Below are 26,575 nucleotides of genomic sequence, written 5' to 3'. Positions count from 1 at the left end.
GGCTGCTGTGGGTCTGTAGACGGCGGTTGGTTGTGGGCATGAGCCCGGTTGGTTGAACAACCAGCAGGCCGGTGCGCTGTCGCGCGGAAGGAGCCTGCCGGAGCGGTAGGCGCCAACCCGGAAAACCCGGTTGGCGCGAGCCCCTCAAGCGGACTTGAAGAGCTGCACTTCAACCGCTCAAGCGGGCTTGAACGGTTGAATTTCTTGCCACCAGTTCAACACCGTGTCGATCGATTGTTCGATTGACAGCTGGGAGTTGTCGAGGTGGCGAGCGTTTTGCGCCGGCTTCAGAGGTGCCACGCTTCGGGAAGAGTCCCGGGCGTCGCGTGCTTCCAAGTCGGAGCGAAGACTGTCGAGTGTAGTCGAAATGCCCTTTGAAATCAACTGCTTATGGCGCCGTTCGGCACGCTGGGCGGCGCCGGCCGTGAGGAACACCTTGAGCTCCGCATCGGGGAAGATCACGGTGCCCATGTCGCGCCCGTCGGCCACCAGGCCGGGCAGGCGGCGGAAGCGGTGCTGCAGGTCCTGCAGCGCCTCGCGCACGGCGGGCAGCGCGGAGACGCGCGAGGCGTCCATGCCGGCGGCTTCGGTGCGGATGTCGTCGCTTACGTCTTCCCCGTCCAGCAGCACCTTTCCCTCGGTGAACTGCAAGGGCAGCGCGGCGGCGAGGGTGGCGATCTGCGGTTCGTTCGCGGCATTGGCGTCCAGGCCGGCGCGGCGCATGGCGAGGCCGGTCACGCGGTACAGCGAGCCCGAATCGAGGTAGTGGTAGCCCAGCAGGCGCGCCACTTCGGCGGCCAGCGTGCCCTTGCCGGAGGCGGTCGGGCCGTCGATGCAGATCACCGGCACCTCGGCGGCCTCGGCCACCGAGAACAGGGTCTCGAAGTAATCGGGGAAGGTCTTGGCGACGCAGTGCGGATCGAGGATGCGCACCGGCACGCCGGCCGGGTTGAAGGCCGCCAGCGAGAAGCACATGGCCACGCGGTGATCGTCGTAGGTGCGGATGCTTGCCGGTAGCCAGCCGGACTGCGCCAGCGGGTGCACGCGGATGAAGTCGGGGCCCGCTTCGACGGCGGCGCCAAGCTTTTTCAGCTCGTTGGCCATGGCGTCGATGCGGTCGGTTTCCTTCACGCGCCAGCTCGCGATGTTGCGCAGCGTGCTCGGGCCGTCGGCGTAGAGCGCCATCACGGCCAGCGTCATCGCGGCGTCGGGGATGTGGTTGGCGTCGAGGTCGATGGCCTTGAGCGGCCACGCCCCGCGGCGTACTTCGAGCCAGTTCGGGCCGCTGTCGACCAGCGCACCCATCTGGCGGGCGGCGTCGATGAAGCGGATGTCGCCCTGTATCGAATCGGCGCCCACGCCCTCGATCCGGATGCCGTTCTTGCCCGAGACGCCTGTTGCGATGGCGCCCAGCGCTATGAAATAGCTAGCAGAGGAAGCATCGGCCTCGACGTGAATGTCGCCCGGCGAGCTGTAGCGGCTGCCTGCGGGAATGGTGAAACGCTCCCAGCCGTCGCGCTGCACCTGGATGCCGAAGCGCGCCAGCAGGTTCAGCGTGATCTCGATGTAGGGCTTGGAGATCAGCTCGCCGATCACCTCGATCACGATGTCGTCGGCTGCCGCAAGCGGCAGCGCCAGCAGCAAGGCAGTGAGGAACTGGCTCGACACGTCGCCGCGGACGCGGATCGGCGCATCGAGCGCGAGTTCGCCGTGCGGCACGGGGTGGATGCGCAGGGGCGGGTAGCCGGGGTTGCCGAGATAGTCGATGCGGCAGCCAAGCTGAGTCAGTGCATCGACGAGGTCGCCGATCGGGCGCTCGTGCATGCGCGGCACGCCGCTGAGCTCGAACTCGCCGCCCAGCAGCGACAGCGCCGCGGTCAGCGGGCGCATCGCGGTGCCGGCATTGCCGAGGAACAGCGGCAGCAGCGTTTCGTTGGGCTTCAGCTTCCCGCCCAGGCCGGTGATGCGCAGCGCGCTGCCCGCAGGGTCGATGCCGCAGCCGAGCGCGCGCAGGGCGTCGAGCATCACGCGCGTGTCGTCGGAGTCCAGCAGGTCGTGGATCGTGGTGGTGCCGCTCGCGAGCGCGGCGAGCAGCAGCACGCGGTTGGAAATGCTCTTGGAGCCCGGCAGCCGGACCGTGCCGGCCGCGCCTGCGAGAGGCGGGAGATCGAGGAAGGCCGTCGAGAACATCTCAGTTGTCCTGCTGCTGCGACGAGGTGTCGGTCGCCGGCTTCCAGGCCGCGCGGGTCTTGCTGGCGGCGGCGATGGATTGCTCCAGTGCCTGCAGGTCGCCTGCGGTCATCAGTGCTTCAAGGTCTTCCAGCGCCTTGCGGAAGGCCTTCGACTGCTGCAGCACCTGTTCGCGGTTGGCCAGCAGCACATCGCGCCACATGACGGGGTCGCTGGCGGCAATGCGCGAGAAGTCGCGAAAGCCTGGGCCCGCGAGGCTCAGGAACCGGTCGCCCTGCGGCTGGCTGGCGATGGCGTTGGTGTACGCGAAGGCCAGCAGGTGCGGCAGGTGGCTCACGGCGGCGAAGGCGGCGTCGTGCTCGTCGTGCGTCATGGTGACGACGTGCGCGCCGATGCCGCTCCATGCCTGCGAGGCCCGCTGCACATTGGAGCGCAGCGTGGTCTTGACGGGCGTCAGCACGACCTGGCGGCCGGTGAAAAGCGAAGCCTCTGCATGCTCGATGCCCGAGAGCTCCTTGCCGGCAATCGGATGTGCCGGCACGAAGTTCGCGAACTGCTTCTGCAGGCCGTTGCGTGCGGCCTCGATCACGTCGCCCTTGGTCGAGCCCACGTCCATCACGAGCGTTTCGCTCGAAATGCCATGGCGGATGGCCTTGAATGTGGCTTCCGACGCCGCCACCGGCACCGCCAGCAACACGATGTCGGCGCCCGATACCGCCAGCAGCGCCGAAGGCGCCACCACGTCGATCACGCCCAGCTGGCGCGCCCGCTCGGTGGTGGAGGGCGACTTGCTGTAGCCCACCACGCGTTTCACCAGTTTCGCGCGCTTGAGTGCGAGCGCAAACGAGCCGCCCATCAGGCCGCAGCCGATCAGTCCCAGTTGTTCGAACATGCTTCTGCTTGCCTGCCGCTCAGGCCTTGACGGGATAGGCGCCCAGCACCTTGTAGAAGGCGCAGAGTCCGCGCAGTTCGGCCAGCGCCGCGGCCACGTTGGGCTGCGAAGGGTGACCGTCGAGGTCGATGTAGAAGTAGTACTCCCACTGGCCGGTGCGCGCGGGACGCGACTCGAAACGCGTCATTGACACGTTGTTGGCCTTCAGCGGCACCAGCAGGTCGTGCACCGCGCCGGGCCGGTTGGGCACCGAGACGATCAGGCTCGTGCAGTCACGGCCCGAGGCCGGTGGCATGGCCAGCGTCTGCGGCAGGCAGATCACCGAGAAGCGGGTGCGGTTGTACGAGTCGTCCTGGATGGCATGCGCCACGATGTGCAGGCCGAAGCGGGTGGCAGCGCGTTCGCCGGCCAGCGCGGCCCAGGCCGGGTTGGTCGCCGCGAGGCGGGCGCCTTCGGCGTTGCTCGATACGGCGCGCCGCTCGGCGTTGGGCAGGTGCTTGGACAGCCAGGTCTGGCATTGCGCGAGCGCCTGTGGATGGGCCAGCACGGCCTCGATGCCTTCGAGCGAATTGCTGCTGCGCAGCAGGTGGTGGCGCACCAGCAGGCTGACTTCACCGACCACGTGGGTGGGCGAATGCAGGAACAGGTCGAGCGAGCGCGTGACCACGCCTTCGGTCGAGTTCTCGACGCCGACGACGCCGTACTGGGCGCTGCCCGCGGCGGTGGCGTGGAACACCTCGTCGAAGCTGGCGCAATAGATCAGGTCGGCGGCGCCGCCGAAGTACTCGATGGCCGCCTGCTCGCAGAAAGTGCCTTCGGGGCCGAGAACGGCCACGCGTTGCGGCGATTCGAGCGCCAGGCAGGCCGACATGATTTCGCGCCATATGGCCGCCACATGGAGATCCTTGAGCGGACCGCCATTGCTTTTCTTCATCTTCTCGATGACCTGCGCCACGCGGTCGGGGCGGAAGAACGGCGTGCCCTCGCGCTTCTTCACCTCGCCGACCAGTTCGGCAACATGGGCCCGTTCGTTGAGCAGGCTCAGCAGCTGCTGGTCGAGCGAGTCGATCTGCACGCGCAGATCGGCGAGGCTTTCTGATTTATCGGAAGGAGAAGAGGGCGTTGTGGGTGTGGAGGCGGTCATCGTGCGAGCAGCTAGGGCATGCGCCTAGGCATGCGATCGCTCGAATTCTCGCATGTAGCTCACAAGTTCCTGTACGCCTGCCAGCGGCATGGCGTTGTAGATGCTTGCACGCATGCCGCCCACCGACTTGTGGCCCTTGAGCTGCAGCAGCCCGGCCTCGCGCGCGCCGGCCAGGAAAGCTTCGTTGCGGCTTTCGTCCGCCAGGAAAAACGGCACGTTCATGCGCGAGCGGCAGCCGGGGTCGATGCGGTTGGCATAGAAGTCGGAGCCGTCGATGAAACCGTACAGCAGCTTCGCCTTGGCGATGTTGCGCTGCTCCATGGCGGCGATGCCGGTGTGCGTGCCTTCGGTCTGCTGCAGCAGCCATTGGAACGTGAGCCCCGCCATGTAGATGCCCCAGGTCGGCGGGGTGTTGTACATGGAGTTGTTGTCGGCCACGGTCTTGTAGTTGAACGCGCTCGGGCAAATCTCGAGAGCGTGGCCCAGCAGATCGTCGCGCACGACCACGATCGTCAGGCCGGCGGGACCGAGATTCTTTTGTGCGCCGCCGAAGGCAAGGCCCACGCGGCCCCAGTCGACGCTGCGCGAAGCAACGTGCGAGGAAAAATCGATGACCAGCGGGGCATTGCTGCCGAGCGCGGCCAGGTCGGGCAGTTGCTGGAATTCGATGCCGTTGATGGTCTCGTTGGAGCATACGTGCACGTACGAGGCATCCTTGGAGAGTTGCCAGGTCGACGGATCGGGCAGCTTCGTATGCTGGTCCTCGGCATTGCTCGCGGCCACGCGCGCCGTGCAATAGCGCTGCGCTTCCTTGTGCGACTTGATGCTCCAGCTGCCGGTGAGGACGAAATCGGCGGTTTTGCCGCGCGACAGGTTCATCGGCACGATGGCGTTTTCGCCAAGGCCGCCACCCTGCATGAACAGGATGTGGAAATGCGAAGGCACGGCCAGCAGCGTGCGGAAGTCGGCTTCGGCCTGCGTGCAGATGGTGCCGAATTCCTTGCCGCGATGGCTCATTTCCATCACGCTCATGCCGCTGCCCTGCCAATCGAGCATTTCGGCGGCGGCGCGTTGCAGCACCGCCTCCGGCATGGCAGCCGGACCGGCCGAGAAGTTGTAGGGGCGCTTGCCGGCCGGCGTCTGCTGCTGGGTCACGTTGCTTTTACTTCTTGGCTGGAGCCTTGGCAGGTGCCTTGGCGGGAGCGGAGCCTTGGGCAGCACCGTCGGTCGGCGCGCCGAGTGCCTTGGCGACGGCGGTGTCGAGTGCGCGCATCTTGGGTTCGACCGAGGCGCGCGTGTCGGACACGAGCTTTTCCGTCAGTGCGGTCTGCATCTTCGGGTTCAGGTCCTGGTACTTCTTGCTCAGGGGCGAGTTGATCCAGGCCAGCAGCTGCTTGAGTTCGTCTTCGTTGAAGTTCTGCTCAAGCAGAGGGGTAAGGGCGCCTGGGGCCAGTTGAATGGCCTTGTCGCGAACGATCGGATAGGTCTCGTCGAAGTACTTCTTCAGTTCGGCGTCGGCAGCCTTGGCGGCGGCTTCGCGCTTGGCTTCAGGCACTTGCGTCTGGAGGTACTGCGAACCCGCCTGTGCGATCGGAGCGCTCGATTGCTCGACCAGGCCGCGTGCCAGCGATTCGATGCCGGGGCGCTGGATGTCGATGAACTGCTTGATGAGCGTGGCCTTGTCCTGGGCCATGGCGGCCATCGAACTGCCAGCCAGGGCGACCGTCAGAAGCGCGAGTTTGATTTTTTTCACTGAGGATTCTCCGTTGAAGATGAGGAAGTACCGTCCGCGTCAGGCTCGGTTTCGCCATTCGCGTCGTTTTCGACGATACGTTGTAGCCCGCTGAGTTTGGCGCCTTCGTCGAGCCCGATCAGCGTAACGCCTTGCGTTGCGCGACCAAGTTCGCGAATTTCGGCAACCCGGGTGCGCACCAGCACGCCCTTGTCGGTGATGAGCATGATCTCATCATCCGCATGCACCAGAGTGGCGGCAACGACCTTGCCGTTGCGCTCACTCTGTTGAATCGCGATCATGCCTTTGGTTCCCCGGCCGTGGCGGGTGTATTCGGTAATGCTTGTCCGCTTTCCGTAACCATTTTCCGTGGCGGTGAGCACGCTTTGCTGCTCGTCCTCGGCCACCAGCATGGCGATCACGCCCTGGCCCGGCTCCAGCGACATGCCGCGCACGCCGCGGGCGTTGCGGCCCAGCGGCCGGACGTCTTCCTCGTCGAAGCGCACGGCTTTTCCGTTGTCGCTGAAGAGCATCACGTCGTGCTTGCCGTCGGTGAGTGCCGCGCCGATCAGGTAATCGCCTTCATCGAGGTTCACGGCAATGATGCCGCCCTTGCGCGGATTGTTGAACTCGTCGAGCGCCGTCTTCTTGACCGTGCCCATCGAGGTTGCCATGAATACGTATTGGTCGGCCGGGAAGTTGCGCTTATCGCCGGTCAGGGCGAGGGCGACGTTGATCTTCTCGCCTTCCTGCAGCGGGAACATGTTGACGATGGGGCGTCCGCGCGAGCCGCGTGAACCCGCCGGCACTTCCCACACCTTGAGCCAATACAGCCGGCCGCGGTTCGAGAAGCACAGGATGTAGTCGTGCGTGTTGGCGATGAAAAGCTGGTCGATCCAGTCGTCTTCCTTCGTGGCCGTGGCCTGCTTGCCGCGACCACCGCGTTTTTGTGCGCGGTATTCGCCCAGCGGCTGGCTCTTGATGTAGCCGCTGTGCGAGAGCGTGACGACCATGTCGGTCGGCGTGATCAGGTCTTCGGTCGAGAGGTCGTAGGCGCTGTGCTCCACCAGGCTGCGGCGCGCGCCGGTCTTCGACTGGCCGAACTCCTGCTTGATGGTGCCGAGTTCTTCGCCAATGATGGTCGAGACGCGTTCGGGCTTGGCGAGGATGTCGAGCAGGTCGTCGATCTCGGCCATCACGTCCTTGTATTCGGCGACGATCTTGTCCTGCTCGAGGCCGGTCAGGCGCTGCAGGCGCATCTGCAGGATTTCCTGGGCTTGCGTTTCCGACAGGCGGTAGAGGCCGTCGCCGCCCATGCCGAACTCGCGCTCGAGGCCTTCGGGGCGGTAGTCGTCCGCGTTGATCACGCCGCCGTCGGCGCGCGTGCGCGTGAGCATTTCGCGCACCAGCTTGCTGTCCCAGCTGCGGGTCATCAGCTCGGCCTTGGCAACGGGTGGCGTGGGCGATTCGCGGATGATGCGGATGAATTCGTCGATGTTGGCTAGCGCCACCGCCAGGCCTTCGAGCACGTGGCCGCGTTCGCGGGCCTTGCGCAGCGTGAAGACGGTGCGGCGCGTGACCACTTCGCGGCGGTGCTGCAGGAATACCTGGATCAGGTCCTTCAGGTTGCACAGCTTGGGCTGGCCGTCGACCAGCGCCACCATGTTGATGCCGAAGGTGTCCTGCAGCTGCGTCTGCTTGTAGAGGTTGTTGAGCACCACCTCGGGCACTTCGCCGCGCTTGAGCTCGATCACCAGGCGCATGCCCGACTTGTCGGACTCGTCCTGGATGTGGCTGATGCCTTCGATCTTCTTCTCGTGCACCAGCTCGGCCATGCGTTCCTGCAGCGTCTTCTTGTTGACCTGGTAGGGGAGCTCGTCGACGATGATCGCCTGGCGCTGGCCGCGGTCGATGTCCTCGAAGTGGCATTTGGCGCGCATCACGACCTTGCCGCGGCCGGTGCGGTAGCCGTCCTTCACGCCGTTGATGCCGTAGATGATGCCGGCGGTGGGGAAGTCGGGCGCTGGCACGATTTCCATCAGCTCGTCGATGCTGGCTTCGGGGTTGCGCAGCAGGTGCAGGCAGGCGTCGACAACCTCATTCAGGTTGTGCGGCGGGATATTGGTGGCCATACCGACCGCAATACCGCCGGAGCCATTGACCAGCAAATTCGGCAACTGGCTGGGCAGCACTTTCGGTTCTTTTTCCGAACCGTCGTAATTGTCCTGAAAGTCGACAGTTTCCTTATCGATATCGGCCAGCATTTCGTGCGCAATTTTGGCCAGCCGGATTTCCGTATACCGCATTGCGGCCGCGTTGTCTCCATCGACCGACCCGAAGTTGCCCTGGCCGTCGACCAGCATGTGGCGCATCGAGAAATCCTGGGCCAGTCGCACGATGGTGTCGTAGACCGACTGGTCGCCGTGCGGGTGATATTTACCGATCACGTCGCCGACGATACGGGCCGACTTCTTGTATGGCCGGTTCCAATCGTTGTTGAGCTCATGCATCGCGTACAGCACGCGCCGGTGCACGGGCTTGAGGCCATCGCGGGCGTCGGGGAGCGCTCGGCCCACGATCACGCTCATGGCGTAATCGAGATAGCTGCTGCGCATTTCCTCTTCGAGACTGATGGGCAGGGTTTCTTTTGCGAAGGAGGTCATGAGCAAGGGGCTGGCGGCAGGAAGGCGAAATTTTACGCTGTGAGGGGTGTCGCACCGCCGCAACACAAGCGGCCTATTCCGCCTCCGTCCTACGCTTCCGGGCTGTCCAGCGGCCTGTTTGCCAAAGACCCTATGGCACAATCGCCTCAACGTTTTGGGTGGTGGTCACTTAAAGCGTCCTTGATTCGCAGCGCGGCTGCGGCTTTTTCCCCAAGAGGAGAACCATGAAGAAACTGAATAAAGTGGCGATGATGTTTGCAGTCGCTGCGCTCGCCACTGCCGCCGGCGCGCAGACCCGTGTCACCGCTGCGGACGGCGGTCCTACGATCGACAACTGGCAAAACGGCACCGGCGAACTGGTTTGGAAGAACGGCACGAATGAACTGTGCTGGCGCGATGCCAACTGGACGCCGGCTACGGCTGCCGCTGGTTGCGACGGCGCTCTGGTTCCTGCTGCTCCGGCTGCTGTTGCTCCGACCCCTGCTGCTCCGGCCGCACCGGCCGCGCCGCAAGTCGCTGCCAACAAGGTGACCTTCGCTGCTGACGCCTTCTTCGACTTCGACAAGTCGGTTCTGAAGCCCGAAGGTCGCGCCAAGCTGACCGATCTGGTCGAGAAGATCCGTGGCGTGAACCTCGAAGTCATCATCGCTGTGGGCCACACCGATTCGATCGGTACGGACGCCTACAACCAGCGTCTGTCGGTGCGTCGCGCCGAAGCCGTCAAGGCCTTCCTGGTCTCGAAGGGCATCGAACGCAACCGCGTCTACACCGAAGGCAAGGGCGAGAAGCAGCCTGTGGCTGACAACCGCACCAAGGAAGGCCGTGCCAAGAACCGTCGCGTGGAAATCGAAGTGGTCGGCACTCGCGCCAACTAATCAGTCGATTCCATCGATCATGAAAACCCCGCCTAGGCGGGGTTTTTTTATGGCCGTCGAATTCGCGATTGATCTTTTGTCGGCAAAGCCGACACGGTGCTTATCGGTCATTGCTCGTTTCATAATCGCTGTATGACAGAAAATGTGAATGCGGATCCCGCCGAACTGGCCAAGTTTTCAGAGCTCGCACATCGTTGGTGGGATTTGGAGAGCGAATTCCGCCCGTTGCATGAAATCAATCCGCTGCGCCTGGACTGGATTGACGGAATTGCGCCAATTTCGCAGCGCCGCGTGCTTGATATCGGCTGCGGCGGCGGCATCCTGGCCGACTCGATGGCTCGCAAGGGCGCCGAGGTGCTGGGCATCGACCTTGCGGGCAAGGCGCTCAAGGTCGCGCAACTGCATGCGCTCGAGGCCGGCACCCGCGGAGTGAAGTACCGCGAAATCAGTGCTGAGGCGCTGGCTGCCGAACAGCCCGGCAGCTTTGATGTCGTCACCTGCATGGAGATGCTCGAGCATGTGCCGCAGCCGGCCTCGGTGATCCAGGCCTGCTCAGCGCTCGTCAAGCCCGGCGGTTGGGTGTTCTTCTCGACGATCAACCGCAATCTGAAGTCGTTCATGTTTGCGATCGTGGGCGCCGAGTACGTCCTCGGCATGCTGCCGCGCGGGACCCACGAATATGCAAAGCTGATCCGGCCCAGCGAACTGGCCGGCTACTGCCGCGCGGCGGGCTTGGATCTGCGGCACACCCGCGGCATGGAGCACAACCCGTTGACCCGGCGCTACTGGCTCAGCGGCGACACCAGCGTCAACTACATGTTCGCCACGCAGAAGCCGGCCTCGCCGGATTCAAGGAAATGATGGGCGCGCAGACGCGGGCCGTGCTGTTCGACCTCGACGGCACGCTGATCGACAGTGCGCCCGATCTGGGTGCTGCAGCCGACAAGATGCGCACCGATCGCGGCCTCCATTCATACCCGCTGGAGCGCTACCGCCCCATGGCCGGAGCAGGCGCGCGCGGCATGCTCGGTATCGCTTTCGGCATCACGCCGGATTCGCCCGAGTTCAATGAGCTGCGCGAAGAGTTCTTCGTGGCTTATGAGCGCCGCATGCTGCTCAACACGCAGGTATTCGACGGCATCCAGGCGCTGATCGAGGCGCTGCGCGAGCTTGGGTTGCTGTGGGGCGTCGTCACCAACAAGTCGATGCGCTTTACCGATCCGCTGACGCGCGCCATTCCGCTTTTCGCGAGTGCGGGCGCGGTAGTGAGCGGTGACACCACGCCATTTGCGAAGCCGCATCCCGAGCCCTTGCATGAGGCGGCGCGCCGGCTCGGCGTGCCATCGGAGGCATGTGTCTACGTCGGCGACGACGAGCGCGACATCATCGCGGGCCGGGCTGCGGGCATGCGCACGGTTGCGGCGACCTATGGCTACATGGGGCCGCAGGCCGATTCAACGCTCTGGCAGGCGGATGCTTCAATCTCTTCGCCCCTTGAGCTCTTGAAGTTACTCAATAGAGCCTAAAATGTGAGGCTTGGGGCTGCACTGGTTTCGACGTGGGTTCGGAGTCGCAGCGGGGCATGTCGAGCTGAATGCGCTCGTAAAACAGATTCAAACAAACTAACTGCAAACGACGAACGTTTCGCACTCGCTGCTTAATTGCCAGTGAGCCTTGCAACAGTTGGCCGATGGGCTGGGCAAGGGGGTCTGGAGCAATCCTGACCTCCCGGCTGCAAGGATAATTACATGGGCTGGCTCCGATCCGGGTACCTTGGGTCGGGGCGAGAAAATAGGGTGCTGGCGTCCGGTTTAGCGTGTGACTGCGCGACTCCGGAAGCGAGACTCAAATCAGATCACTAAACATGTAGAACTGCGCGATGAAGGCTTGCGGACGGGGGTTCAAATCCCCCCAGCTCCACCACATTTCTCAACGCGAGCCTCTCTGAACATGGGCTTGCAGATGCTGGACCATGTCCAGCGACCCAGACTCAGTTGCACTGGAACAGGACGCCCTGTTCTGCAGGCGCCTTGCCGAGCCAGCGCGGCGTCTTGCTTTGCGCGTCGCAATAGTCCGAGGCTTGTACGTACGTCTTGGCCCGCAGCACGCCGTCGCGAACCTGCGTCACTTCGTTGGGGGGTGTCGAGCAGCCGGTGAGGACCAAGGCAAGCGGAAGCAGTGTGCGCCAATTCATCGGGTCATTCTAAGACCGGCGATCGCTGGAGCCGGGCCCGCGCTCGGGGTAGAGATACTTGAAGTATTCACCGGACTTGCCGAACAACTGGTGCGCCAACCGCACGGGATCTTCACTCTTGTGCTTCTCGTAGAGCACAGGCCCCCAGATGATGAAGCCGTCGATGCTGAGGCTTCTCGGCGAAGGCTCGATGGCCTTCCACGCGTGCGCGAACTTCGAGATCCAGGCCAGCGCTTCCTTGAGCGCGTGATTGGGCGCAGCGGTTGTTTCTTCGGTCAGAGACATGGCAGGTATCCTTTCTGAAAAGACTGTATAAATATACAGTAAACTGTGTCCCGGCCGAAATTTCTCCTTGACGGGTAACCGTCCCCCGCTGGTCAACCTGTGCGGGGACCTCGATGCATGCCAAGCAGAGAGGCTTTCAAGCCCAGCCCTCGCGGCTGGGCTTTTTTCTGTGCCATTCGCGCGGCCTGCTCGGGCTCGTTTTTTTGCTCGAACGCGGGCTATAGTCGGCCAGCGTTGTCACATTGCATTTGCTGCAATCCATCGCTGCCCGCGGTGCCCGTACCAAGGCACTGCCGCTTGCCCAGATCCCGAAAAGGACGCCCGTGCCGGATTCGCTGACTTCAGAGTTGACCACTTACTACGACACGGTGCCCTATGATTCGCATCCGTTTCCACAGTCGGCAATGGAGCATCTGGAAGCGCTGGCATTTCTCTTCGGGCTCGATGTTCCGTCTCCTGCAACGGCCCGCGTGCTGGAGCTCGGCTGCGCGGCCGGCGGCAACCTGATTCCCTTTGCGGCGCGCCACCCCGAGGCTTCTGCGATCGGCGTCGACCTCTCGACGGTGCAGGTGGCGCAGGGCATGGCGGCCATCGGGCGCGCCGGGCTGTCGAACATCGAGCTCAAGGCCTTCAACCTTGCGGACATCGACGCCTCGTTCGGCCAGTTCGACTACATCGTGTGCCACGGCGTCTACAGCTGGGTGCCGGGCCCGGTGCAGGACGCGATCCTGCGCATCTGCTCGGAGAACCTCGCGCCGAGCGGCGTGGCCTACGTGAGCTACAACGTGTACCCCGGCTGGAAGGCGCGCGAGATCGTGCGCGACGCAATGATCCTGCGCGGTGGCCCACGCGATACGCCCGACGAAAAGCTGTCCTATGCACGCGGCATGCTCGATTTCCTCGAGCAGTCGGCCCGCGCCGACAGCGTGCTCAAGAAGACGCTCGAGGAGGCGATGCCGATCGTGCGCAGCGCCAACAGCTCGTACCTGCTGCACGAGTTCCTCGAGCCCTGCAACGCCCCGTGCTATTTCAAGGAGTTCGTGGCGCGCGCGAACGTTCATGGCCTCGCCTACCTGGCCGATGCGGAGCCGTCGACGATGTTCGTGCAGAACTACGGCGACAAGGTGCGCGATCCGCTGCTGCGCGAATGCGGCGGCAGCCAGGTCATGATGGAGCAGTACCTCGACTTCCTGGTCAATCGCACCTTCCGCCAGACCCTGCTGGTCAAGCAGGAGCAGGCCAGGCATATCCGCTACAAGCTGGAGCCCGCGCGCATCCGTTTGCTCGAGTTCGCCGGCGTCTTCAAGGCCGACGGCGGCGAGGCGCTCACGCTCGATGCCCGCGAGCAGCCGTGCAGCGCGATCCAGGGCCGCAAGGTCACGCTGCGGGTACCGGTGCACAAGGCGGTGGCGCATCTGCTCGACATGCGTTATCCGGCGTCGATGTCGGTCCCGGCCCTCATCGAGGCCACCTCCGCGCTCACGGCGCAGCCGCCCGCCGAAGTCGAGGCGGCCGTGCTGGCCATGCTCGAGGAGCTGCTGATCCTCGGCGCCCTGCGCATCCGCCGCACTGCGGTGCCGGCGGCCGACGCGATTTCCGACCGGCCGCGGGTCCTGCCCGCTGTTCGGGGTGCTTCCGGCCTTGCGTCAGGCGCCGGTGCCACAGCCAACACCTGCAATCAATGGCACGAGCCCGTGGTGCTGACGCTGCTCGAGCGAAGCCTGCTGCCGCTGCTCGACGGCACACACTCGCACGACGCCCTGGCTGAGCATCTCGAAGCGGAAGTGCGCAGCGATCGCCTGCGCTTCGTCAAGGACGACAAGCCGCTGACCGACCCGCCGGCAGTCAAGGAATTCGCCCGCCAGCAGGTCGCGCTGGCACTCGACGCCCTGCGCCGCAAGGCACTGCTGACGGCCTGAACTTCATTCTTCATCACGCCCAAGAGGAGACTTTCACATGCAACAAATCCAATGGACCCCGAAGCTGCGCGCTGCCGTCGCCGCGGTGCTCGCGCTGGCGGCCGCCGGCGCGTCGAATGCCGCGTCGGTGGCGCCCGTCGCATCCGAGCACGGCATGGTCGTGAGCGCGCAGCACCTGGCCAGCAAGGTCGGCGTCGACGTGCTCAAGCGCGGCGGCAACGCGGTCGATGCGGCGGTGGCCGTGGGCTATGCGCTGGCGGTGGTGTATCCGGCCGCCGGCAATCTCGGCGGCGGCGGCTTCATGACCGTGCAGCTGGCCGATGGCCGCAAGACCTTCCTCGACTTCCGCGAGAAGGCGCCGCTGGCCGCCACGGCCAACATGTACCTCGACAAGGACGGCAACGTCATCAAGGGCCTGAGCACCAACGGGCACCTCGCCGTGGGCGTGCCGGGCTCGGTCTCCGGCATGGAGTACGCGCGCGAAAAGTACGGCACGATGAAGCGAGCCGACCTGATCGCCCCGTCGATCCAGCTGGCCGACAAGGGCTTCGCGCTGGAGCAGGGCGACATCGACATGCTGCTCACGGCCACCAACGATTTCAAGAAGGACCCCGTCTCCGGCGCGATCTTCCTCAACAAGGGCGAACCTTTCGCCGTCGGCCAGAAGCTGGTGCAGAAAGACCTCGCCAGGACGCTGAAGGAAATCAGCGCCAAGGGCACCGACGGGTTCTACAAGGGCTGGGTGGGCCAGGCCATCGTGGCTTCCAGCCAGGCCGGCAAGGGCATCATCACGCAGGCCGACCTCGACCAGTACAAGACGCGCGAACTCGCGCCGGTCGAGTGCGACTACCGCGGCTACCGCGTGGTGTCGGCGCCGCCGCCCAGCTCGGGCGGCGTGATCATCTGCGAGATGCTCAACATCCTCGAGGGCTATCCGCTCAAGGACCTGGGCTTCCGCTCGGCGCAATCGGTGCACTACCAGATCGAAGCCATGCGCCATGCCTACGTGGACCGCAACAGCTACCTGGGCGACCCCGACTTCGTGAAGAACCCGCTCGAGCGGCTGCTCGACAAGGGCTACGCCGAGAAGATCCGCGCCGCCATCGACCCGAAGAAGGCCGGCGTCTCGAAGGACATCAAGCCCGGCGTGGCGCCGCATGAAGGCAGCAACACCACCCACTATTCGATCACCGACCAGTGGGGCAACGCGGTGTCGGTCACCTACACGCTGAACGACTGGTTCGGCGCCAAGGTCACGGCTGCCAAGACCGGTGTGCTGCTGAACAACGAGATGGACGACTTCACCGCGAAGGTGGGTGTGCCCAACCTCTACGGCCTGGTGCAGGGCGAGGCCAACAAGATCGAGCCGGGCAAGCGCCCGCTGAGCTCGATGAGCCCGACCATCGTGTCGAAGGACGGCAAGCCGGTGTTCGTGGTCGGCACGCCGGGCGGCAGCCGCATCATCACGGCCGTGCTGCACACCATCCTGAACGTCGTCGACTACGGCATGAACGTACAGGAGGCCGTCGACGCGCCGCGCTTCCACCAGCAGTGGCTGCCCGACGTCACCAACGTCGAGACCTTCGCGCTGAGCCCCGACACGCGCAAGATCCTGACCGACATGGGCCACAACCTGGGCGTGCCGCAGCCGGCCAACCACCTGGCGGCGATCATCGTCGGTGCGCCATCCCTTGGTGGCAAGCCGGTCGGCGCCAACCGCTTCTATGGCGCCAACGACCCCCGCCGCAACACCGGCCTGGCCGCCGGCTACTGATACTGCGGCAAACTAGAAGGCGGTCGTGCCCTTGTCGGCACGGCCGCTTTTTTCATTTTTCATGCACCTGCAAGACATCCTCTACACCCAGGGCTTCGGCACGCGCCGCGTGTGCGCGGGCCTGGTCCAGCAAGGCCACGTGACCGTCGCGGGCCAGGCGGTGACCGACCCCTTTGCCGATCTCGATCCCGACGGCCTGCTTTTCACCGTCCAGGGCACCGCGTGGGCGTACCACGAGAAGGCCTATCTGATGCTGCACAAGCCGGCCGGCACCGAGTGCTCCCAGAAGCCCTCGACCTACCCGAGCATCTACACGCTGCTGCCGTCGCCGCTGCGCCTGCGCCCCAACAAGGGGGCGGTGCAGGGCGTGCAGGCGATCGGCCGGCTCGACCAGGACACCACCGGCCTGCTGCTGATGACCGACGACGGTCAGTTCATCCACAAGATGGGTTCGCCCAAGCATCATGTGCCGAAGGTCTATGAAGTGACCGCCAAGCACCCGGTAGACGAAGCGCAGATCGCGAAGCTGCTGGCCGGCGTCGTGCTCGACGACGACCCGAAGCCCGTGCGCGCGGCCGCTTGCGAATCCGACAGCCCGCTGCACCTGCGGCTCACGCTCACCGAGGGCAAATACCACCAGGTCAAGCGCATGCTGGCGGCGGTCGGCAATCGGGTCGAGGGACTGCATCGTTCGCGCATCGGCGACCTGGTGCTGCCCGGCGACCTGGCACCGGGGCAGTGGCGGTGGCTGACGGCCGAAGAGGTCGCGGCGCTGCGCGCGCCGGCCAAGCCGGCGAAACCGGCGAAATAGAGGGGAAAAGCGAGCGAAAGAGCGTATTCCCGGTCAGCCAGCCATAAGACCTGGCCGTTAAGATTCGCAGCTCTCTCTCGGAACCTTCCCTTGCGACTCCCTGCTCGACCGAACGGCCGCACCGCGGCCTTCCTGCTTTCCTGTCTGACGGCCCTGGCGGCACACACCGCTGCTGCCGCGCCGGCCGAACCTCCGCCGATCTTCGTGCTCAACTCGCTGGATGCCAACGTGAGCGTGATCAATCCGGTCGACTGGACGGAAAAGCAGCGCATCGCCACCGGCAAGGAGCCGCACCACCTCTACATGACGCCCGACGAGAAATCGGTCATCGTGGCCAACTCGGCGGGCGATTCGCTGACCTTCCTGAACCCCCGCACGGCCGAAGTGCAGCGCGTGGTCTACGGAATCATCGATCCGTACCAGCTGCAGTTCTCGCGCGACATGAAGTGGTTCGTCACGGCGGGCAACCGCCTGAACCACGTCGACATCTACCGCTGGGACGGGAAAGACCTGAAGCTGGCCAAGCGCATCGCCAGCGGCAAGACGCCCAGCCACATCTGGATCGACAACACCAGCACCATCGCCTACGTGACGATGCAGGACAGCGACGAGATGATCGCCATCGACCTGCCCACGCAGACCGTCAAGTGGCGCACCGCCACCGGCACCATGCCGGCCGACATCTTCGGCGTGCACAACGACAAGACCCTGCTGGTGGGGCTGACCGGCAGCGACGGCGTGCAGGTGTTCGACGTGGCCGGCGCCGAGCCGAAGCTGGTCGGCAAGATCCCCACCGGCAAGGGCGCCCACGCCTTCCGTTCGGCCGGCGACGGCAAGAGCGTGTTCGTGAGCAACCGCGTGGCCAACAGCATCAGCCGGATCGACCTGGCGACGCTGAAGGTCATCGCGAACTATCCCGTGCCCGGTGGCCCCGACTGCATGGACGTCTCGGCCGATGGCAAGACGCTGTACGTGACTTCGCGATGGGCCAAGAAGCTCAGCGTGGTCGACCTGGCCAGCAACAAGGTCGTGCGCCAGGTCAACGTCGGCCGTTCGCCGCACGGTGTCTGGACGCTCGATCATGGCAAGCGCATCTAGCCGCATCGGCGCGGCCCTCGCGTTGTCGCTGGCCGGGGCCCTGGCGCCCGTGGCCTGGGGCGCGCAGCCGGGCGCCACCTGCGAAAAGCCCGTGTACCTGACCTTCGACACCGGCCACATGGGCGTCGCCCCGTTGGTGGCCGACGTGCTCAAGCGGCAGGACGTGCGCGTCACCTTCTTCGCCGCCGCCGAGCGCACCCAGACCGACGGCGACAGCCTCGACGACCATTGGGCGCCGTGGTGGAAGGCGAGGGCGGCCGAGGGCAACGAATTCGGCTCCCACACTTACGACCACGCGTACTGGCGCGCCGACGTCAAGGGCGCGCCGCCGAGCTTCCGCATCAAGCCTTCGGCCGGCCCGCAGGACGGCAAGGAATCGACCTGGAGCGCGGCCGAGTACTGCACCAACATCCGCAAGTCGTCCGACCGCCTGGCCGCCATCACGGGCAAGAAACCGCTGCCGCTGTACCGCGCGCCGGGCGGCAAGACGTCCCCCGCGTTGCTGGCCGCCGCCGAGGGCTGCGGCTACAAGTACGTCGGCTGGGCACCCGCCGGCTTCCTCGGCGACGAACTGCCGAGCGAGAAGTTCAGCAACGCCAGGCTGCTGACGCAGGCGCTCGACACCATTCGCCCTGGCGACATCCTGCTCGCGCACCTGGGCATCTGGTCGCGCAAGGACCCGTGGGCGCCGGCCAACCTCGAGCCGCTGATCGTCGGTCTCAAGGCCAAGGGCTTCTGTTTCCAGACGCTGCGCCAGCATCCGGACTTCCGCGCCTGGATCGCATCCCACCCCTGACCGAGTTGCCGCCATGATCGATTGGCTGACAGACGCCTTTTCCGCCCTGCAGGGCTGGTTCTTCGAGACCGCCGTGCAGCCGCTGGTCTATGCCGTCGGCCTCGGCGGCTGGACCGAGGACGCCTTCGACGCCACCGGCTGGCTGCTGGTCGGCCTCATCCAGATCCTGGTGCTGATCGCGGTCATCGGGCCGCTGCAGCGCTGGCGCTCGGTGGAGCCGGTGGTCGATCGCCATGCGGTCCGCATCGACGTGCTCTACACGCTGATCCACCGCCTCGGCCTGTTCCGGCTGGCGCTGTTCTTCACGCTGCAGCCCTTCTTCGACGACGCACTGGGCAGCCTGCGCACGGCGGGGTGGGGCACCTTTCATCTCGACGAGGTGTGGCCCGGCGTGACCGACGTGCCGGTGGTGGCCTTCGCCATCTACCTCGTGGTGCTCGACTTCGTCGGCTACTGGATCCATCGCGGCCAGCACCAGTTCAACTGGTGGTGGGGCCTGCATTCGCTGCACCACTCGCAGCGCCAGATGACCATGTGGAGCGACGACCGCAACCACCTGCTCGACGACATCGTCCATGACACGCTGATCGTCATCGTGGCGCAGCTGATCGGCGTGGCGCCGGGGCAGTTCATCGCCTTCGTCGCCTTCACGCAGCTCAGCGAAAGCCTGCAGCACGCCAACCTGCGGCTGAGCTTCGGCGCCATCGGCGAGCGGCTGTGGATCAGCCCGCGCTTCCACCGGCTGCACCACAGCATCGGACTGGGGCACGAGTCGAACGGCAAGAGCACGCTGGGCGGCCACAACTTCGGCGTGCTGCTGCCGTGGTGGGACATGCTGTTTCGCACCGCGAACTTCGAGGATCGCTACGACCCGACCGGCATCCGCGACCAGGTCGAGCCGGACGCGAATGGGCGCGTGCGCGACTACGGCCGTGGCTTCTGGGCCCAGCAGTGGCTCGGCCTGAAGCGGATGGCCGGTCGCGGCTGAGGGGCTCCGGGCCCTGAAAGGCGCGTCCGACGCGTTATCCTCGCTGCCTCATGCGCCTGCTCCTCGACTCCTTCTGGCGCGCGGTCGCCTATTGCATGCTGCCGCGCGTGATCGTGCTGTCGCTGCTGCCTTTGGGCCTGATGGTGGTGCTGGCCGCGGGGCTCGGTTACTTCTATTGGGACGACGCGGTTGTATGGACGCGCGGCGCGCTCGACGCCTGGCCGCTGCTGTCGAGCTTCTGGGCCTGGATCGGCCGTCTTTTCTCCGGTGACGTCACTTCCGCGCTGGCGTCCCTGGTCGTGGTGTTTGCCGCCACCCCGGTGATCGTGGTGCTCTGCCTGCTGATCGTGGCCGGCTTCATGGCGCCCGCGCTGACGAAGCTGGTGGCCGAACGGCGCTTTCCCTCGCTCGAACAGAAAAAGGGCGCTTCGTTCTTCGGCAGCGTCGCGCGTTCGCTGGGCGTCACCATCCTGGCGCTGATCGCCCTCGTGGTGTCGATGCCGCTGTGGCTCATTCCGCCGCTGGTGCTGATCCTGCCGCCGCTGATCTGGGGCTGGCTCACCTACCGCGTGATGAGCTTCGATGCGCTGGCCGAGCATGCCAGCCCCGAGGAGCGCACCGCACTGCTGCGCGCGCATCGGCTGCCGCTGCTGTGCATCGGCGTGCTTTGCGGCTACCTGGGCGCCGCGCCCAGCATCGTCTGGGCATCGGGCCTGCTGTTCGCCGCCGCCTTCTTCGTGCTGGTGCCGATCGCCATCTGGATCTACACACTGGTCTTCGCCTTCTCGGCGCTCTGGTTCGCGCACTACTGCCTCGACGCGCTGGCGCAGCTGCGCGCTCAGCGCGCCGTGGCCGAAGCGTCGACCGCCGCCGGCACCACGTCGGCCCTCGAAGCCGAGGGAGCCAGCAAGGCCGCACTCTCTCAATGGGGTTCACCATGACACGCGCATTCGGTCTCATCGTCGTCGGCGACGAGATCCTTTCCGGCAAGCGGGCCGACAAGCACATGGCCAAGGTCATCGAGCTGCTCGCCGCGCGCGGCCTGCAGCTCGGCTGGGCGGAGTACGTGGGCGACGAGCCCGCGCGCATCACCGCCGCGCTCATGCGCGCCTTTGCCTCGGGCGACATCGTGTTCTCGACCGGCGGCATCGGCGCCACGCCCGACGACCATACCCGCCAGTGCGCTGCGCAGGCGCTGCGCGTGCCGCTCGCGCTGCACCCCGAAGCCGAGATGCTGATCCGCGAACGCATGCGGGACACGGCGGACGAACAGGGCCTGCCCTATGAGCCCGACCGTCCCGACAACATCCACCGCCTCAACATGGGCGTGTTCCCGCAGGGCGCGACCATCATCCGCAACCCGTACAACAAGATTCCGGGTTTCAGCGTCGACCACGTGCATTTCGTGCCGGGCTTTCCGGTCATGGCCTGGCCCATGATCGAGTCCGTGCTCGACAGTCGCTACGCCGACCTGTTCACCCGCAATGCCGTCGCCGAGAAATCGGTGATCGTTTTCGGTGCCATGGAAGCCACGCTGACCCCGCTCATGCAGGCCATCGAGGCCGCGCACGCCGGCATCAAGGTGTTCAGCCTGCCCAGTGTCGACCACCCTGAATATGGCCGGCACATCGAGCTGGGCGTCAAGGGCGACCCCGGCCGGCTCGATGCCGCCTATGTCCAGCTGATCGAAGGGTTGCACACCTTTGATGCCAAGCTTGGCCCAGAATTGGTGCGTTGATGTCGATTGCACCAACTTGGTGAATTTCCGCCTCTATTTGGGGTTTGCAGCGCTCGCCAAAGCGTCGTCGGGTGAGGCGACAATGGCACAGAAACTGCATCCCTCGTCCCTGTATTCCTAACCACCATCCAACTCAGGAGAAACTGATGGCAAAGACCGTCGCCGATGTACTCAAGCTCGTCAAGGAAAACGAGGTCAAGTTCGTCGACTTCCGCTTCACCGACACCCGTGGCAAAGAGCAGCACGTCACCGTGCCGGTCTCGGCTTTCGATGAAGACAAATTCACCTCGGGCCACGCGTTCGACGGTTCGTCCATCGCCGGCTGGAAGGGCATCGAAGCTTCGGACATGCAGCTCATGCCCGACCCGAACACCGCCAACATCGATCCCTTCTTCGAAGAAACGACGCTGATCCTGACCTGCGACGTGATCGACCCCGCCGACGGCAAGGCCTACGAGCGCGATCCGCGTTCGCTCGCCAAGCGCGCCGAAGCCTACATGAAGGCCTCCGGCCTGGGCGACACCGCCTTCTTCGGTCCGGAACCCGAGTTCTTCGTGTTCGACGGCGTCCGCTGGAAGAACGACATGTCGGGCTGCTTCGTGAAGATCGACTCCGAAGAAGCCTCGTGGAACACCGACAAGGAATACGAGCACGGCAACACCGGCCATCGTCCGGCAGTCAAGGGCGGCTACTTCCCGGTTCCCCCGGTCGACAGCTTCCAGGACATGCGCTCGGAAATGTGCCTGGTGCTCGAATCGCTCGGCATCCCGGTCGAAGTGCATCACCATGAAGTGGCCAACGCCGGCCAGATGGAACTGGGCACCAAGTTCAGCACGCTGGTCCAGCGCGCCGACTGGGTCCAGCTGCAGAAGTACGTGATCCACAACGTGGCCCACGCCTACGGCAAGACCGCCACCTTCATGCCCAAGCCCATCGTCGGCGACAACGGCTCCGGCATGCACGTGCACCAGTCGGTCTGGAAGGACGGCAAGAACCTGTTCGCAGGCGACGGCTACGCAGGTCTCTCGGACTTCGCCCTGCACTACATCGGCGGCATCATCAAGCACGCCCGTGCCCTGAACGCCATCACGAACCCCGGCACCAACAGCTACAAGCGCCTGGTGCCCGGCTTCGAAGCCCCGGTGAAGCTGGCCTACTCGGCCAAGAACCGCTCGGCCTCGATCCGCATCCCGTTCGTGGCCAACCCGAAGGGCCGCCGCGTCGAAGCGCGCTTCCCCGATCCGCTGATGAACCCGTACCTCGGCTTCGCTGCGCTGCTGATGGCGGGCCTCGACGGCGTCGAAAACAAGATCCATCCGGGCGAAGCCGCCAGCAAGGACCTGTACCACCTGCCGCCGGAAGAAGACGCGCTGATCCCGACCGTCTGCCACAGCCTCGACCAGGCCCTGGAATACCTGGACAAGGACCGTGCGTTCCTGACCAAGGGCGGCGTGTTCACCGATGCATACATCGATGCGTACATCGAGCTGAAGATGCAGGAAGTCACGCGCTTCCGCATGGCGACCCACCCGGTCGAGTTCGACATGTACTACTCGCTGTAAAGGCGAGCCCCTGACGGGGATTCAAGACAAAAGGACGGCCTCGGCCGTCCTTTTTCATTGGCCTGGAACATTTGGTCACGGTTGGCATCGAATTGCACGAAAATGCACTTTTGTCGCCGCCCTCCACCGATACACATGAAGACTGCTTCTCTCATTTTTCTGGCCGGTTCATTGATCGCGCTACCGGCGCTCGCGCAGGAGCGCGTCTGGCGTTGCGGCAACGAGTACACCAACAACGCCACCATCGCCCAGCAGAAGGGCTGCAAGGTCATGGAAGGCGGCAACGTCACGGTCGTGCAAGGCACGAAAACTTCGGGCGGCTCCGCGTCGTCCGGTGGCTCTTCCGCGGCACGCGCACCGGCGGGCAGCCCGCGTGTCGAAGGTGTTGACCAGCGCGCGCGCGACGGCGAGGCGCGCTCGGTGCTCGAAGCCGAACTCAAGAAGGCGGAGGCACGCCAGGCCGAGCTGCAGAAGGAATACAACAACGGCGAGCCTGAAAAGCAGGGCAGCGAAGGCCGCAACTACCAGAAGTACCTGGACCGCGTCGCCGAAATGAAGGCCGAGCTGGCGCGCAACGAAAGCGACATCGCCGGCATCCGCCGCGAGATCGGCCGCCTGCCGAACAAGCAGCAACCGCAATAGCCATATGGTGTTCGGGAAGAAGGCGAGCGGCGCCAATCCGCGCTTCCAGTCCTTCGACCTGCTGTCCACGCTCATCGCGGTGGTCAACAGCAACGGCTCGGTGCTGTTTGCCAATGCAGGCCTCGAAGACGCACTGGGCACATCGCGGCGCACCCTCGAGGGGTCGCAGTTCGGTGCGTGCTTTCACGAGCCGCAGGTGCTGCGCACGGCGATCGACGGCGCGAGCAGCAACGACTTCGCCACCCTGCGCTACGAAGCCTTCCTGCGCCGCGTCAACCACGAGCTCATGCCGGTGCAGGTCACGCTCGCGCATGGCGACAAGAAGGGCGAACTCATCATCGAGATGTCGCCGCTCGAGCATCAGGTGCGGCAGGACCGCGAAGAGCGCCTCATCGACCAGGCGCAGGCCAACAAGGAACTCATCCGCAACCTCGCGCACGAGATCAAGAACCCGCTCGGCGGCATCCGCGGCGCGGCACAGCTGCTGCAGATGGAGGTCGAATCGCGCGACCTCATCGAATACACCCAGGTCATCATCCACGAGGCCGACCGGCTGCAGACACTGGTCGACCGCCTGCTCGCGCCGCACCGCCGGCCGCACGTGGTGGGCGACGTCAACATCCACGAGGTGTGCGAACGCGTGCGCTCGGTCATCCTTGCGGAGTTTCCGCGCGACCTGCACATCGAGCGCGATTTCGACGTGTCGATTCCCGAGTTCCGCGGCGACCGCGAGCAGCTCATCCAGGCCACGCTCAACATCACGCACAACGCCGCGCAGGCGCTGGCCGAGCGCCGCGCGGCCGGCGATGCGCAGATCACTTTCAAGACGCGCATCGCCCGCCAGGTGATCTTCAACAAGCAGTGGTATCGACTGGCACTGGAATTGCATGTCATCGACAATGGACCGGGTGTGCCGGACACGATCAAGGACCGCATCTTCTATCCGCTGGTATCGGGCAGGGAAGGCGGGACGGGGCTGGGATTGACGCTCGCACAGACTTTTGTGCAACAGCATCACGGCGTGATCGAGTGCGACAGCGTCCCGGGCCGAACCGATTTCAAGATATTGATACCGCTGCCCTAGCAGCCCGGCAACAAGGAGATGCATGAAGCCGATCTGGATAGTTGATGACGACCAATCGATTCGCTTCGTGCTCGAGAAGGCTCTGCTGCGCGAAGACTTGCCCACGCGCAGTTTCACGAACACGCGCGAGGTGCTCGCAGCACTCGAACAGGCCGCCGACGACGATCAGCAAGGTCCCCAGGTCCTGGTGAGCGACATCCGCATGCCCGGCGGCTCCGGGCTCGACCTGCTCGACAAGATCAAGGCCAAACATCCCGGCCTGCCCGTCATCATCATGACGGCCTTTTCAGACCTCGACAGCGCCGTCTCGGCCTTCCAGGGCGGCGCCTTCGAATACCTGCCCAAGCCCTTCGACCTGCCGCGCGCGGTCGAGCTCATCCGCCGCGCCGTCGACGAAAGCCAGCGCGAGGAAGTCGCCGAAGAACGCATGGTCGCCGCGCCCGAGATGCTCGGCCAGGCGCCCGCCATGCAGGACGTTTTCCGCGCGATCGGCCGGCTCTCGCAGAGCAACGTCACGGTGCTCATCACCGGCGAATCGGGCTCGGGCAAGGAACTGGTGGCGCGTGCGCTGCACAAGCACTCGCCGCGCGCCAACGGCCCCTTCGTGGCCATCAACACCGCGGCCATCCCGAAGGACCTGCTCGAGAGCGAACTCTTCGGCCATGAGCGCGGCGCCTTCACCGGCGCGCAGACCATGCGCCGCGGCCGCTTCGAGCAGGCCGAGGGCGGCACGCTGTTCCTCGACGAAATCGGCGACATGCCCTTCGATCTGCAGACGCGCCTGCTGCGCGTGCTGAGCGATGGCCATTTCTACCGCGTGGGCGGCCACAACTCGGTGAAGGCCAACGTGCGCGTGATCGCCGCGACCCACCAGGACCTGGAGCAGCGCGTCAAGCTCGGCGGCTTCCGCGAAGACCTGTTCCACCGCCTCAACGTGATCCGCCTGCGCCTGCCGGCATTGCGCGAACGCGGCGAAGACGTGCCCGCGCTCACGCGCCACTTCTTGCAGGCGAGCGCGCGCCAGCTCGGCGTCGAGCCCAAGCGCATTTCCGACGCGGCGCTGGCCAGGCTCGCGGCCTTCAGCTTTCCGGGCAATGTGCGCCAGCTCGAGAACATCTGCCACTGGCTGACCGTGATGGCACCGGCCCAGCTGATCGAAGCGAAGGACCTGCCGCCCGAGGTGATGGCCGTCGGCGCAGGCGCCGAGGCCCACGTGCCCGAAGCCGTGGCTGCCGCGTCGGCTGCGATGGCCCAGCCCGTCGCATCGCCGCCGATTGCGGCCAGCGGTGAGTCAGCGCCCGTGCCCGCCGTATCCGAATCCACCGAAGCGCATGCAGGCGTGAGCAGTTGGGAAAGCGGCCTGGAGGTCGAGGCGCAGGCGCTGCTGGCGGCGGGCCGCACCGACGTCTGGGACGTGCTCACGCGCCGCTTCGAGTCGAGGCTGATCCTCACGGCCCTGGCCAACACGCGAGGCCGCCGCATCGAGGCCGCGCAGAAGCTCGGCATCGGGCGCAACACCATCACCCGAAAGATCCAGGAACTCGGGATCGAATGAAAAGGCCCTTCGGGGCTTTCTTACGACGCGACCCCAGCAGGGATGCCGCGGAACCGGTTTTGCCGGGCCGCCGGTATCGCCCCCTGCAGGGGGTGTGCCAAGCTACCTGCTGCGCTGGCCGAGCGTCAACGAATCGATCTGGAATTTCCCGCTCTTGTCCCAGAGCCAGGTGTCAACGTACGTGTGACCGCCCAGCTTGCCCGGATTGGGCAGCGGCGACGTGGCCTTGATCAGTTCGGCAATCATCGGCGGCACTTCGGGCGCATGGCTCGGCGTGCGGCTGAACGTGACGTTCACTACCTTCCCGGTGGCGTCGATCTCGGTCTCGACCACCACCACCGCATACACCAGCGGCGGTATCTTGCCCTTGTAGATGCGGCTTGCGTACTTGTTGTAGATGTGGCGCGCGCCGATCTTGCGGTACGTTCGCACGGCCGGCGTTTGTGCCGTGATCAGGCGCACGGTGGGCACGTTGCGGTCGTCCGGCGCGGCCTCGCCGGCGGGGGCGGTCGCGGTGGCGCCCGTACCGCCTTCGGCCTTGTCGGTGGGCTTCAGGAGGGAGCAGGCGGACAGCGCGAGTGCGGTGGCCACCAATGCGATGCGGCCTGCGATGCGGATGGGCGCGGCCATCGG

24 protein-coding genes and 1 other RNA gene are annotated in these 26,575 nt (G+C 65.3%); 16 read left to right on the top strand and 9 right to left on the bottom strand.

The window, feature by feature from the left end; translation table 11 throughout:
* Positions 1-177 precede the first annotated feature (177 nt).
* Genes ACCC97_RS00245 through gyrA form a run of 6 tightly spaced genes read right to left on the bottom strand, consistent with a single transcriptional unit; the run spans position 178 to position 8,621 of the window.
* Positions 178-2,190 carry a bifunctional 3-phosphoshikimate 1-carboxyvinyltransferase/cytidylate kinase gene (locus tag ACCC97_RS00245; RefSeq protein ID WP_413331320.1) on the bottom strand — a complete coding sequence of 671 codons (2,013 nt, stop codon included), beginning with the start codon at positions 2,188-2,190 and terminating at the stop codon, positions 178-180.
* A gap of 1 nt (position 2,191) precedes the next feature.
* On the bottom strand, positions 2,192-3,082 hold the full coding sequence (locus ACCC97_RS00240; protein ID WP_007829368.1) for a prephenate dehydrogenase: 891 nt from the start codon (positions 3,080-3,082) through the stop codon (positions 2,192-2,194).
* A 19-nt stretch (positions 3,083-3,101) separates the two neighbouring features.
* Positions 3,102-4,226 (bottom strand): prephenate dehydratase, encoded by a 1,125-nt coding sequence (gene pheA, locus ACCC97_RS00235; protein ID WP_413314741.1) that lies wholly within the window; start codon positions 4,224-4,226, stop codon positions 3,102-3,104.
* A gap of 24 nt (positions 4,227-4,250) precedes the next feature.
* Positions 4,251-5,381, bottom strand: coding sequence for a 3-phosphoserine/phosphohydroxythreonine transaminase (gene serC / locus ACCC97_RS00230; protein WP_413314740.1), 1,131 nt, complete (start codon positions 5,379-5,381; stop codon positions 4,251-4,253).
* Positions 5,382-5,388: 7 nt separating this feature from the next.
* The gene (locus tag ACCC97_RS00225; protein ID WP_007829373.1) at positions 5,389-5,979 is read right to left on the bottom strand and encodes a DUF2059 domain-containing protein; all 591 of its coding nucleotides are present in this window, start codon (positions 5,977-5,979) and stop codon (positions 5,389-5,391) included.
* On the bottom strand, positions 5,976-8,621 hold the full coding sequence (gyrA, locus tag ACCC97_RS00220; RefSeq protein ID WP_007829380.1) for a DNA gyrase subunit A: 2,646 nt from the start codon (positions 8,619-8,621) through the stop codon (positions 5,976-5,978). The genes ACCC97_RS00225 and gyrA overlap by 4 nt, the downstream gene beginning before the upstream one ends.
* A 224-nt stretch (positions 8,622-8,845) precedes the next feature.
* Here gyrA and ompA point away from each other — a divergent pair, with 224 nt between their 5' ends.
* From ompA to ssrA, 4 genes are all read left to right on the top strand, one after another.
* Entirely contained in the window at positions 8,846-9,496 is a 651-nt protein-coding gene (gene ompA, locus ACCC97_RS00215; protein ID WP_007829381.1) for an outer membrane protein OmpA, read from the top strand.
* 132 nt (positions 9,497-9,628) lie between these two features.
* Positions 9,629-10,357 carry a bifunctional 2-polyprenyl-6-hydroxyphenol methylase/3-demethylubiquinol 3-O-methyltransferase UbiG gene (gene ubiG, locus ACCC97_RS00210; protein WP_007829382.1) on the top strand — a complete coding sequence of 243 codons (729 nt, stop codon included), beginning with the start codon at positions 9,629-9,631 and terminating at the stop codon, positions 10,355-10,357.
* Positions 10,357-11,022: an HAD family hydrolase gene (locus ACCC97_RS00205; RefSeq protein ID WP_042672795.1), complete on the top strand. Its 666-nt coding sequence runs from the start codon at positions 10,357-10,359 to the stop codon at positions 11,020-11,022. The genes ubiG and ACCC97_RS00205 overlap by 1 nt, the downstream gene beginning before the upstream one ends.
* Before the next feature lie 12 nt (positions 11,023-11,034).
* Positions 11,035-11,419, top strand: a transfer-messenger RNA (tmRNA) gene (gene ssrA, locus ACCC97_RS00200).
* Between the two features lie 67 nt (positions 11,420-11,486).
* On the opposite strand, the gene ACCC97_RS00195 is transcribed toward ssrA, so the two are convergent.
* Positions 11,487-11,690 carry a hypothetical protein gene (locus ACCC97_RS00195; protein ID WP_007829384.1) on the bottom strand — a complete coding sequence of 68 codons (204 nt, stop codon included), beginning with the start codon at positions 11,688-11,690 and terminating at the stop codon, positions 11,487-11,489.
* A gap of 9 nt (positions 11,691-11,699) precedes the next feature.
* Positions 11,700-11,975 (bottom strand): hypothetical protein, encoded by a 276-nt coding sequence (locus tag ACCC97_RS00190; RefSeq protein ID WP_007829385.1) that lies wholly within the window; start codon positions 11,973-11,975, stop codon positions 11,700-11,702.
* A 368-nt stretch (positions 11,976-12,343) separates the two neighbouring features.
* Between ACCC97_RS00190 and ACCC97_RS00185 the strand changes: the two genes are divergently transcribed.
* The 12 genes from ACCC97_RS00185 to ntrC all read left to right on the top strand — a co-directional run bounded on the left by ACCC97_RS00185 (position 12,344) and on the right by ntrC (position 25,942).
* Positions 12,344-13,894: a methyltransferase regulatory domain-containing protein gene (locus ACCC97_RS00185; protein ID WP_413331319.1), complete on the top strand. Its 1,551-nt coding sequence runs from the start codon at positions 12,344-12,346 to the stop codon at positions 13,892-13,894.
* 37 nt (positions 13,895-13,931) lie between these two features.
* Positions 13,932-15,668, top strand: a complete 1,737-nt coding sequence (gene ggt, locus ACCC97_RS00180; protein ID WP_413331317.1) for a gamma-glutamyltransferase — start codon at positions 13,932-13,934, stop codon at positions 15,666-15,668.
* Positions 15,669-15,729: 61 nt separating this feature from the next.
* Positions 15,730-16,479 carry a pseudouridine synthase gene (locus ACCC97_RS00175; protein ID WP_413331316.1) on the top strand — a complete coding sequence of 250 codons (750 nt, stop codon included), beginning with the start codon at positions 15,730-15,732 and terminating at the stop codon, positions 16,477-16,479.
* 90 nt (positions 16,480-16,569) lie between these two features.
* Entirely contained in the window at positions 16,570-17,577 is a 1,008-nt protein-coding gene (locus tag ACCC97_RS00170; protein ID WP_007829392.1) for a YncE family protein, read from the top strand.
* Entirely contained in the window at positions 17,561-18,373 is an 813-nt protein-coding gene (locus ACCC97_RS00165; protein ID WP_007829395.1) for a polysaccharide deacetylase family protein, read from the top strand. Before ACCC97_RS00170 ends, ACCC97_RS00165 begins: the two co-directional genes overlap by 17 nt.
* A 13-nt stretch (positions 18,374-18,386) precedes the next feature.
* On the top strand, positions 18,387-19,361 hold the full coding sequence (locus tag ACCC97_RS00160; RefSeq protein ID WP_007829397.1) for a sterol desaturase family protein: 975 nt from the start codon (positions 18,387-18,389) through the stop codon (positions 19,359-19,361).
* A gap of 50 nt (positions 19,362-19,411) precedes the next feature.
* Positions 19,412-20,302: an EI24 domain-containing protein gene (locus ACCC97_RS00155; RefSeq protein WP_007829399.1), complete on the top strand. Its 891-nt coding sequence runs from the start codon at positions 19,412-19,414 to the stop codon at positions 20,300-20,302.
* The gene (locus ACCC97_RS00150; protein ID WP_007829401.1) at positions 20,299-21,099 is read left to right on the top strand and encodes a competence/damage-inducible protein A; all 801 of its coding nucleotides are present in this window, start codon (positions 20,299-20,301) and stop codon (positions 21,097-21,099) included. The genes ACCC97_RS00155 and ACCC97_RS00150 overlap by 4 nt, the downstream gene beginning before the upstream one ends.
* 146 nt (positions 21,100-21,245) lie before the next feature.
* The gene (gene glnA, locus ACCC97_RS00145; RefSeq protein ID WP_007829403.1) at positions 21,246-22,661 is read left to right on the top strand and encodes a type I glutamate--ammonia ligase; all 1,416 of its coding nucleotides are present in this window, start codon (positions 21,246-21,248) and stop codon (positions 22,659-22,661) included.
* Between the two features lie 135 nt (positions 22,662-22,796).
* Entirely contained in the window at positions 22,797-23,303 is a 507-nt protein-coding gene (locus ACCC97_RS00140) for a hypothetical protein (protein ID WP_007829405.1), read from the top strand.
* Positions 23,304-23,307: 4 nt separating this feature from the next.
* On the top strand, positions 23,308-24,387 hold the full coding sequence (gene glnL / locus ACCC97_RS00135; RefSeq protein ID WP_056510423.1) for a nitrogen regulation protein NR(II): 1,080 nt from the start codon (positions 23,308-23,310) through the stop codon (positions 24,385-24,387).
* Positions 24,388-24,409: 22 nt separating this feature from the next.
* Positions 24,410-25,942 carry a nitrogen regulation protein NR(I) gene (ntrC, locus tag ACCC97_RS00130; RefSeq protein WP_007829409.1) on the top strand — a complete coding sequence of 511 codons (1,533 nt, stop codon included), beginning with the start codon at positions 24,410-24,412 and terminating at the stop codon, positions 25,940-25,942.
* Positions 25,943-26,044: 102 nt separating this feature from the next.
* Here ntrC and ACCC97_RS00125 read toward each other — a convergent pair whose 3' ends face one another.
* Positions 26,045-26,572 (bottom strand): hypothetical protein, encoded by a 528-nt coding sequence (locus tag ACCC97_RS00125; protein ID WP_007829410.1) that lies wholly within the window; start codon positions 26,570-26,572, stop codon positions 26,045-26,047.
* Positions 26,573-26,575 lie beyond the last annotated feature (3 nt).

Origin of the sequence: Variovorax sp. Varisp85 (assembly GCF_047304045.1) — a bacterium.
Taxonomy (GTDB): Bacteria; Pseudomonadota; Gammaproteobacteria; order Burkholderiales; family Burkholderiaceae_C; genus Variovorax.
This window is presented reverse-complemented; position numbering and strand designations above follow the sequence as displayed.

Excerpts from the sequence above, each read along its gene's own strand:
- ACCC97_RS00245 (WP_413331320.1), bottom strand. The coding sequence starts at position 2,190 with ATGTTCTCGACGGCCTTCCTCGATCTCCCGCCTCTCGCAGGCGCGGCC.
- ACCC97_RS00240 (WP_007829368.1), bottom strand. The coding sequence starts at position 3,082 with ATGTTCGAACAACTGGGACTGATCGGCTGCGGCCTGATGGGCGGCTCG.
- pheA (WP_413314741.1), bottom strand. The coding sequence starts at position 4,226 with ATGACCGCCTCCACACCCACAACGCCCTCTTCTCCTTCCGATAAATCA.
- gyrA (WP_007829380.1), bottom strand. The coding sequence starts at position 8,621 with ATGACCTCCTTCGCAAAAGAAACCCTGCCCATCAGTCTCGAAGAGGAA.
- ompA (WP_007829381.1), top strand. The coding sequence starts at position 8,846 with ATGAAGAAACTGAATAAAGTGGCGATGATGTTTGCAGTCGCTGCGCTC.
- ubiG (WP_007829382.1), top strand. The coding sequence starts at position 9,629 with ATGACAGAAAATGTGAATGCGGATCCCGCCGAACTGGCCAAGTTTTCA.
- ACCC97_RS00205 (WP_042672795.1), top strand. The coding sequence starts at position 10,357 with ATGGGCGCGCAGACGCGGGCCGTGCTGTTCGACCTCGACGGCACGCTG.
- ACCC97_RS00195 (WP_007829384.1), bottom strand. The coding sequence starts at position 11,690 with ATGAATTGGCGCACACTGCTTCCGCTTGCCTTGGTCCTCACCGGCTGC.
- ACCC97_RS00190 (WP_007829385.1), bottom strand. The coding sequence starts at position 11,975 with ATGTCTCTGACCGAAGAAACAACCGCTGCGCCCAATCACGCGCTCAAG.
- ggt (WP_413331317.1), top strand. The coding sequence starts at position 13,932 with ATGCAACAAATCCAATGGACCCCGAAGCTGCGCGCTGCCGTCGCCGCG.
- ACCC97_RS00175 (WP_413331316.1), top strand. The coding sequence starts at position 15,730 with ATGCACCTGCAAGACATCCTCTACACCCAGGGCTTCGGCACGCGCCGC.
- ACCC97_RS00165 (WP_007829395.1), top strand. The coding sequence starts at position 17,561 with ATGGCAAGCGCATCTAGCCGCATCGGCGCGGCCCTCGCGTTGTCGCTG.
- ACCC97_RS00160 (WP_007829397.1), top strand. The coding sequence starts at position 18,387 with ATGATCGATTGGCTGACAGACGCCTTTTCCGCCCTGCAGGGCTGGTTC.
- ACCC97_RS00155 (WP_007829399.1), top strand. The coding sequence starts at position 19,412 with ATGCGCCTGCTCCTCGACTCCTTCTGGCGCGCGGTCGCCTATTGCATG.
- ACCC97_RS00150 (WP_007829401.1), top strand. The coding sequence starts at position 20,299 with ATGACACGCGCATTCGGTCTCATCGTCGTCGGCGACGAGATCCTTTCC.
- glnA (WP_007829403.1), top strand. The coding sequence starts at position 21,246 with ATGGCAAAGACCGTCGCCGATGTACTCAAGCTCGTCAAGGAAAACGAG.
- ACCC97_RS00140 (WP_007829405.1), top strand. The coding sequence starts at position 22,797 with ATGAAGACTGCTTCTCTCATTTTTCTGGCCGGTTCATTGATCGCGCTA.
- glnL (WP_056510423.1), top strand. The coding sequence starts at position 23,308 with ATGGTGTTCGGGAAGAAGGCGAGCGGCGCCAATCCGCGCTTCCAGTCC.
- ntrC (WP_007829409.1), top strand. The coding sequence starts at position 24,410 with ATGAAGCCGATCTGGATAGTTGATGACGACCAATCGATTCGCTTCGTG.
- ACCC97_RS00125 (WP_007829410.1), bottom strand. The coding sequence starts at position 26,572 with ATGGCCGCGCCCATCCGCATCGCAGGCCGCATCGCATTGGTGGCCACC.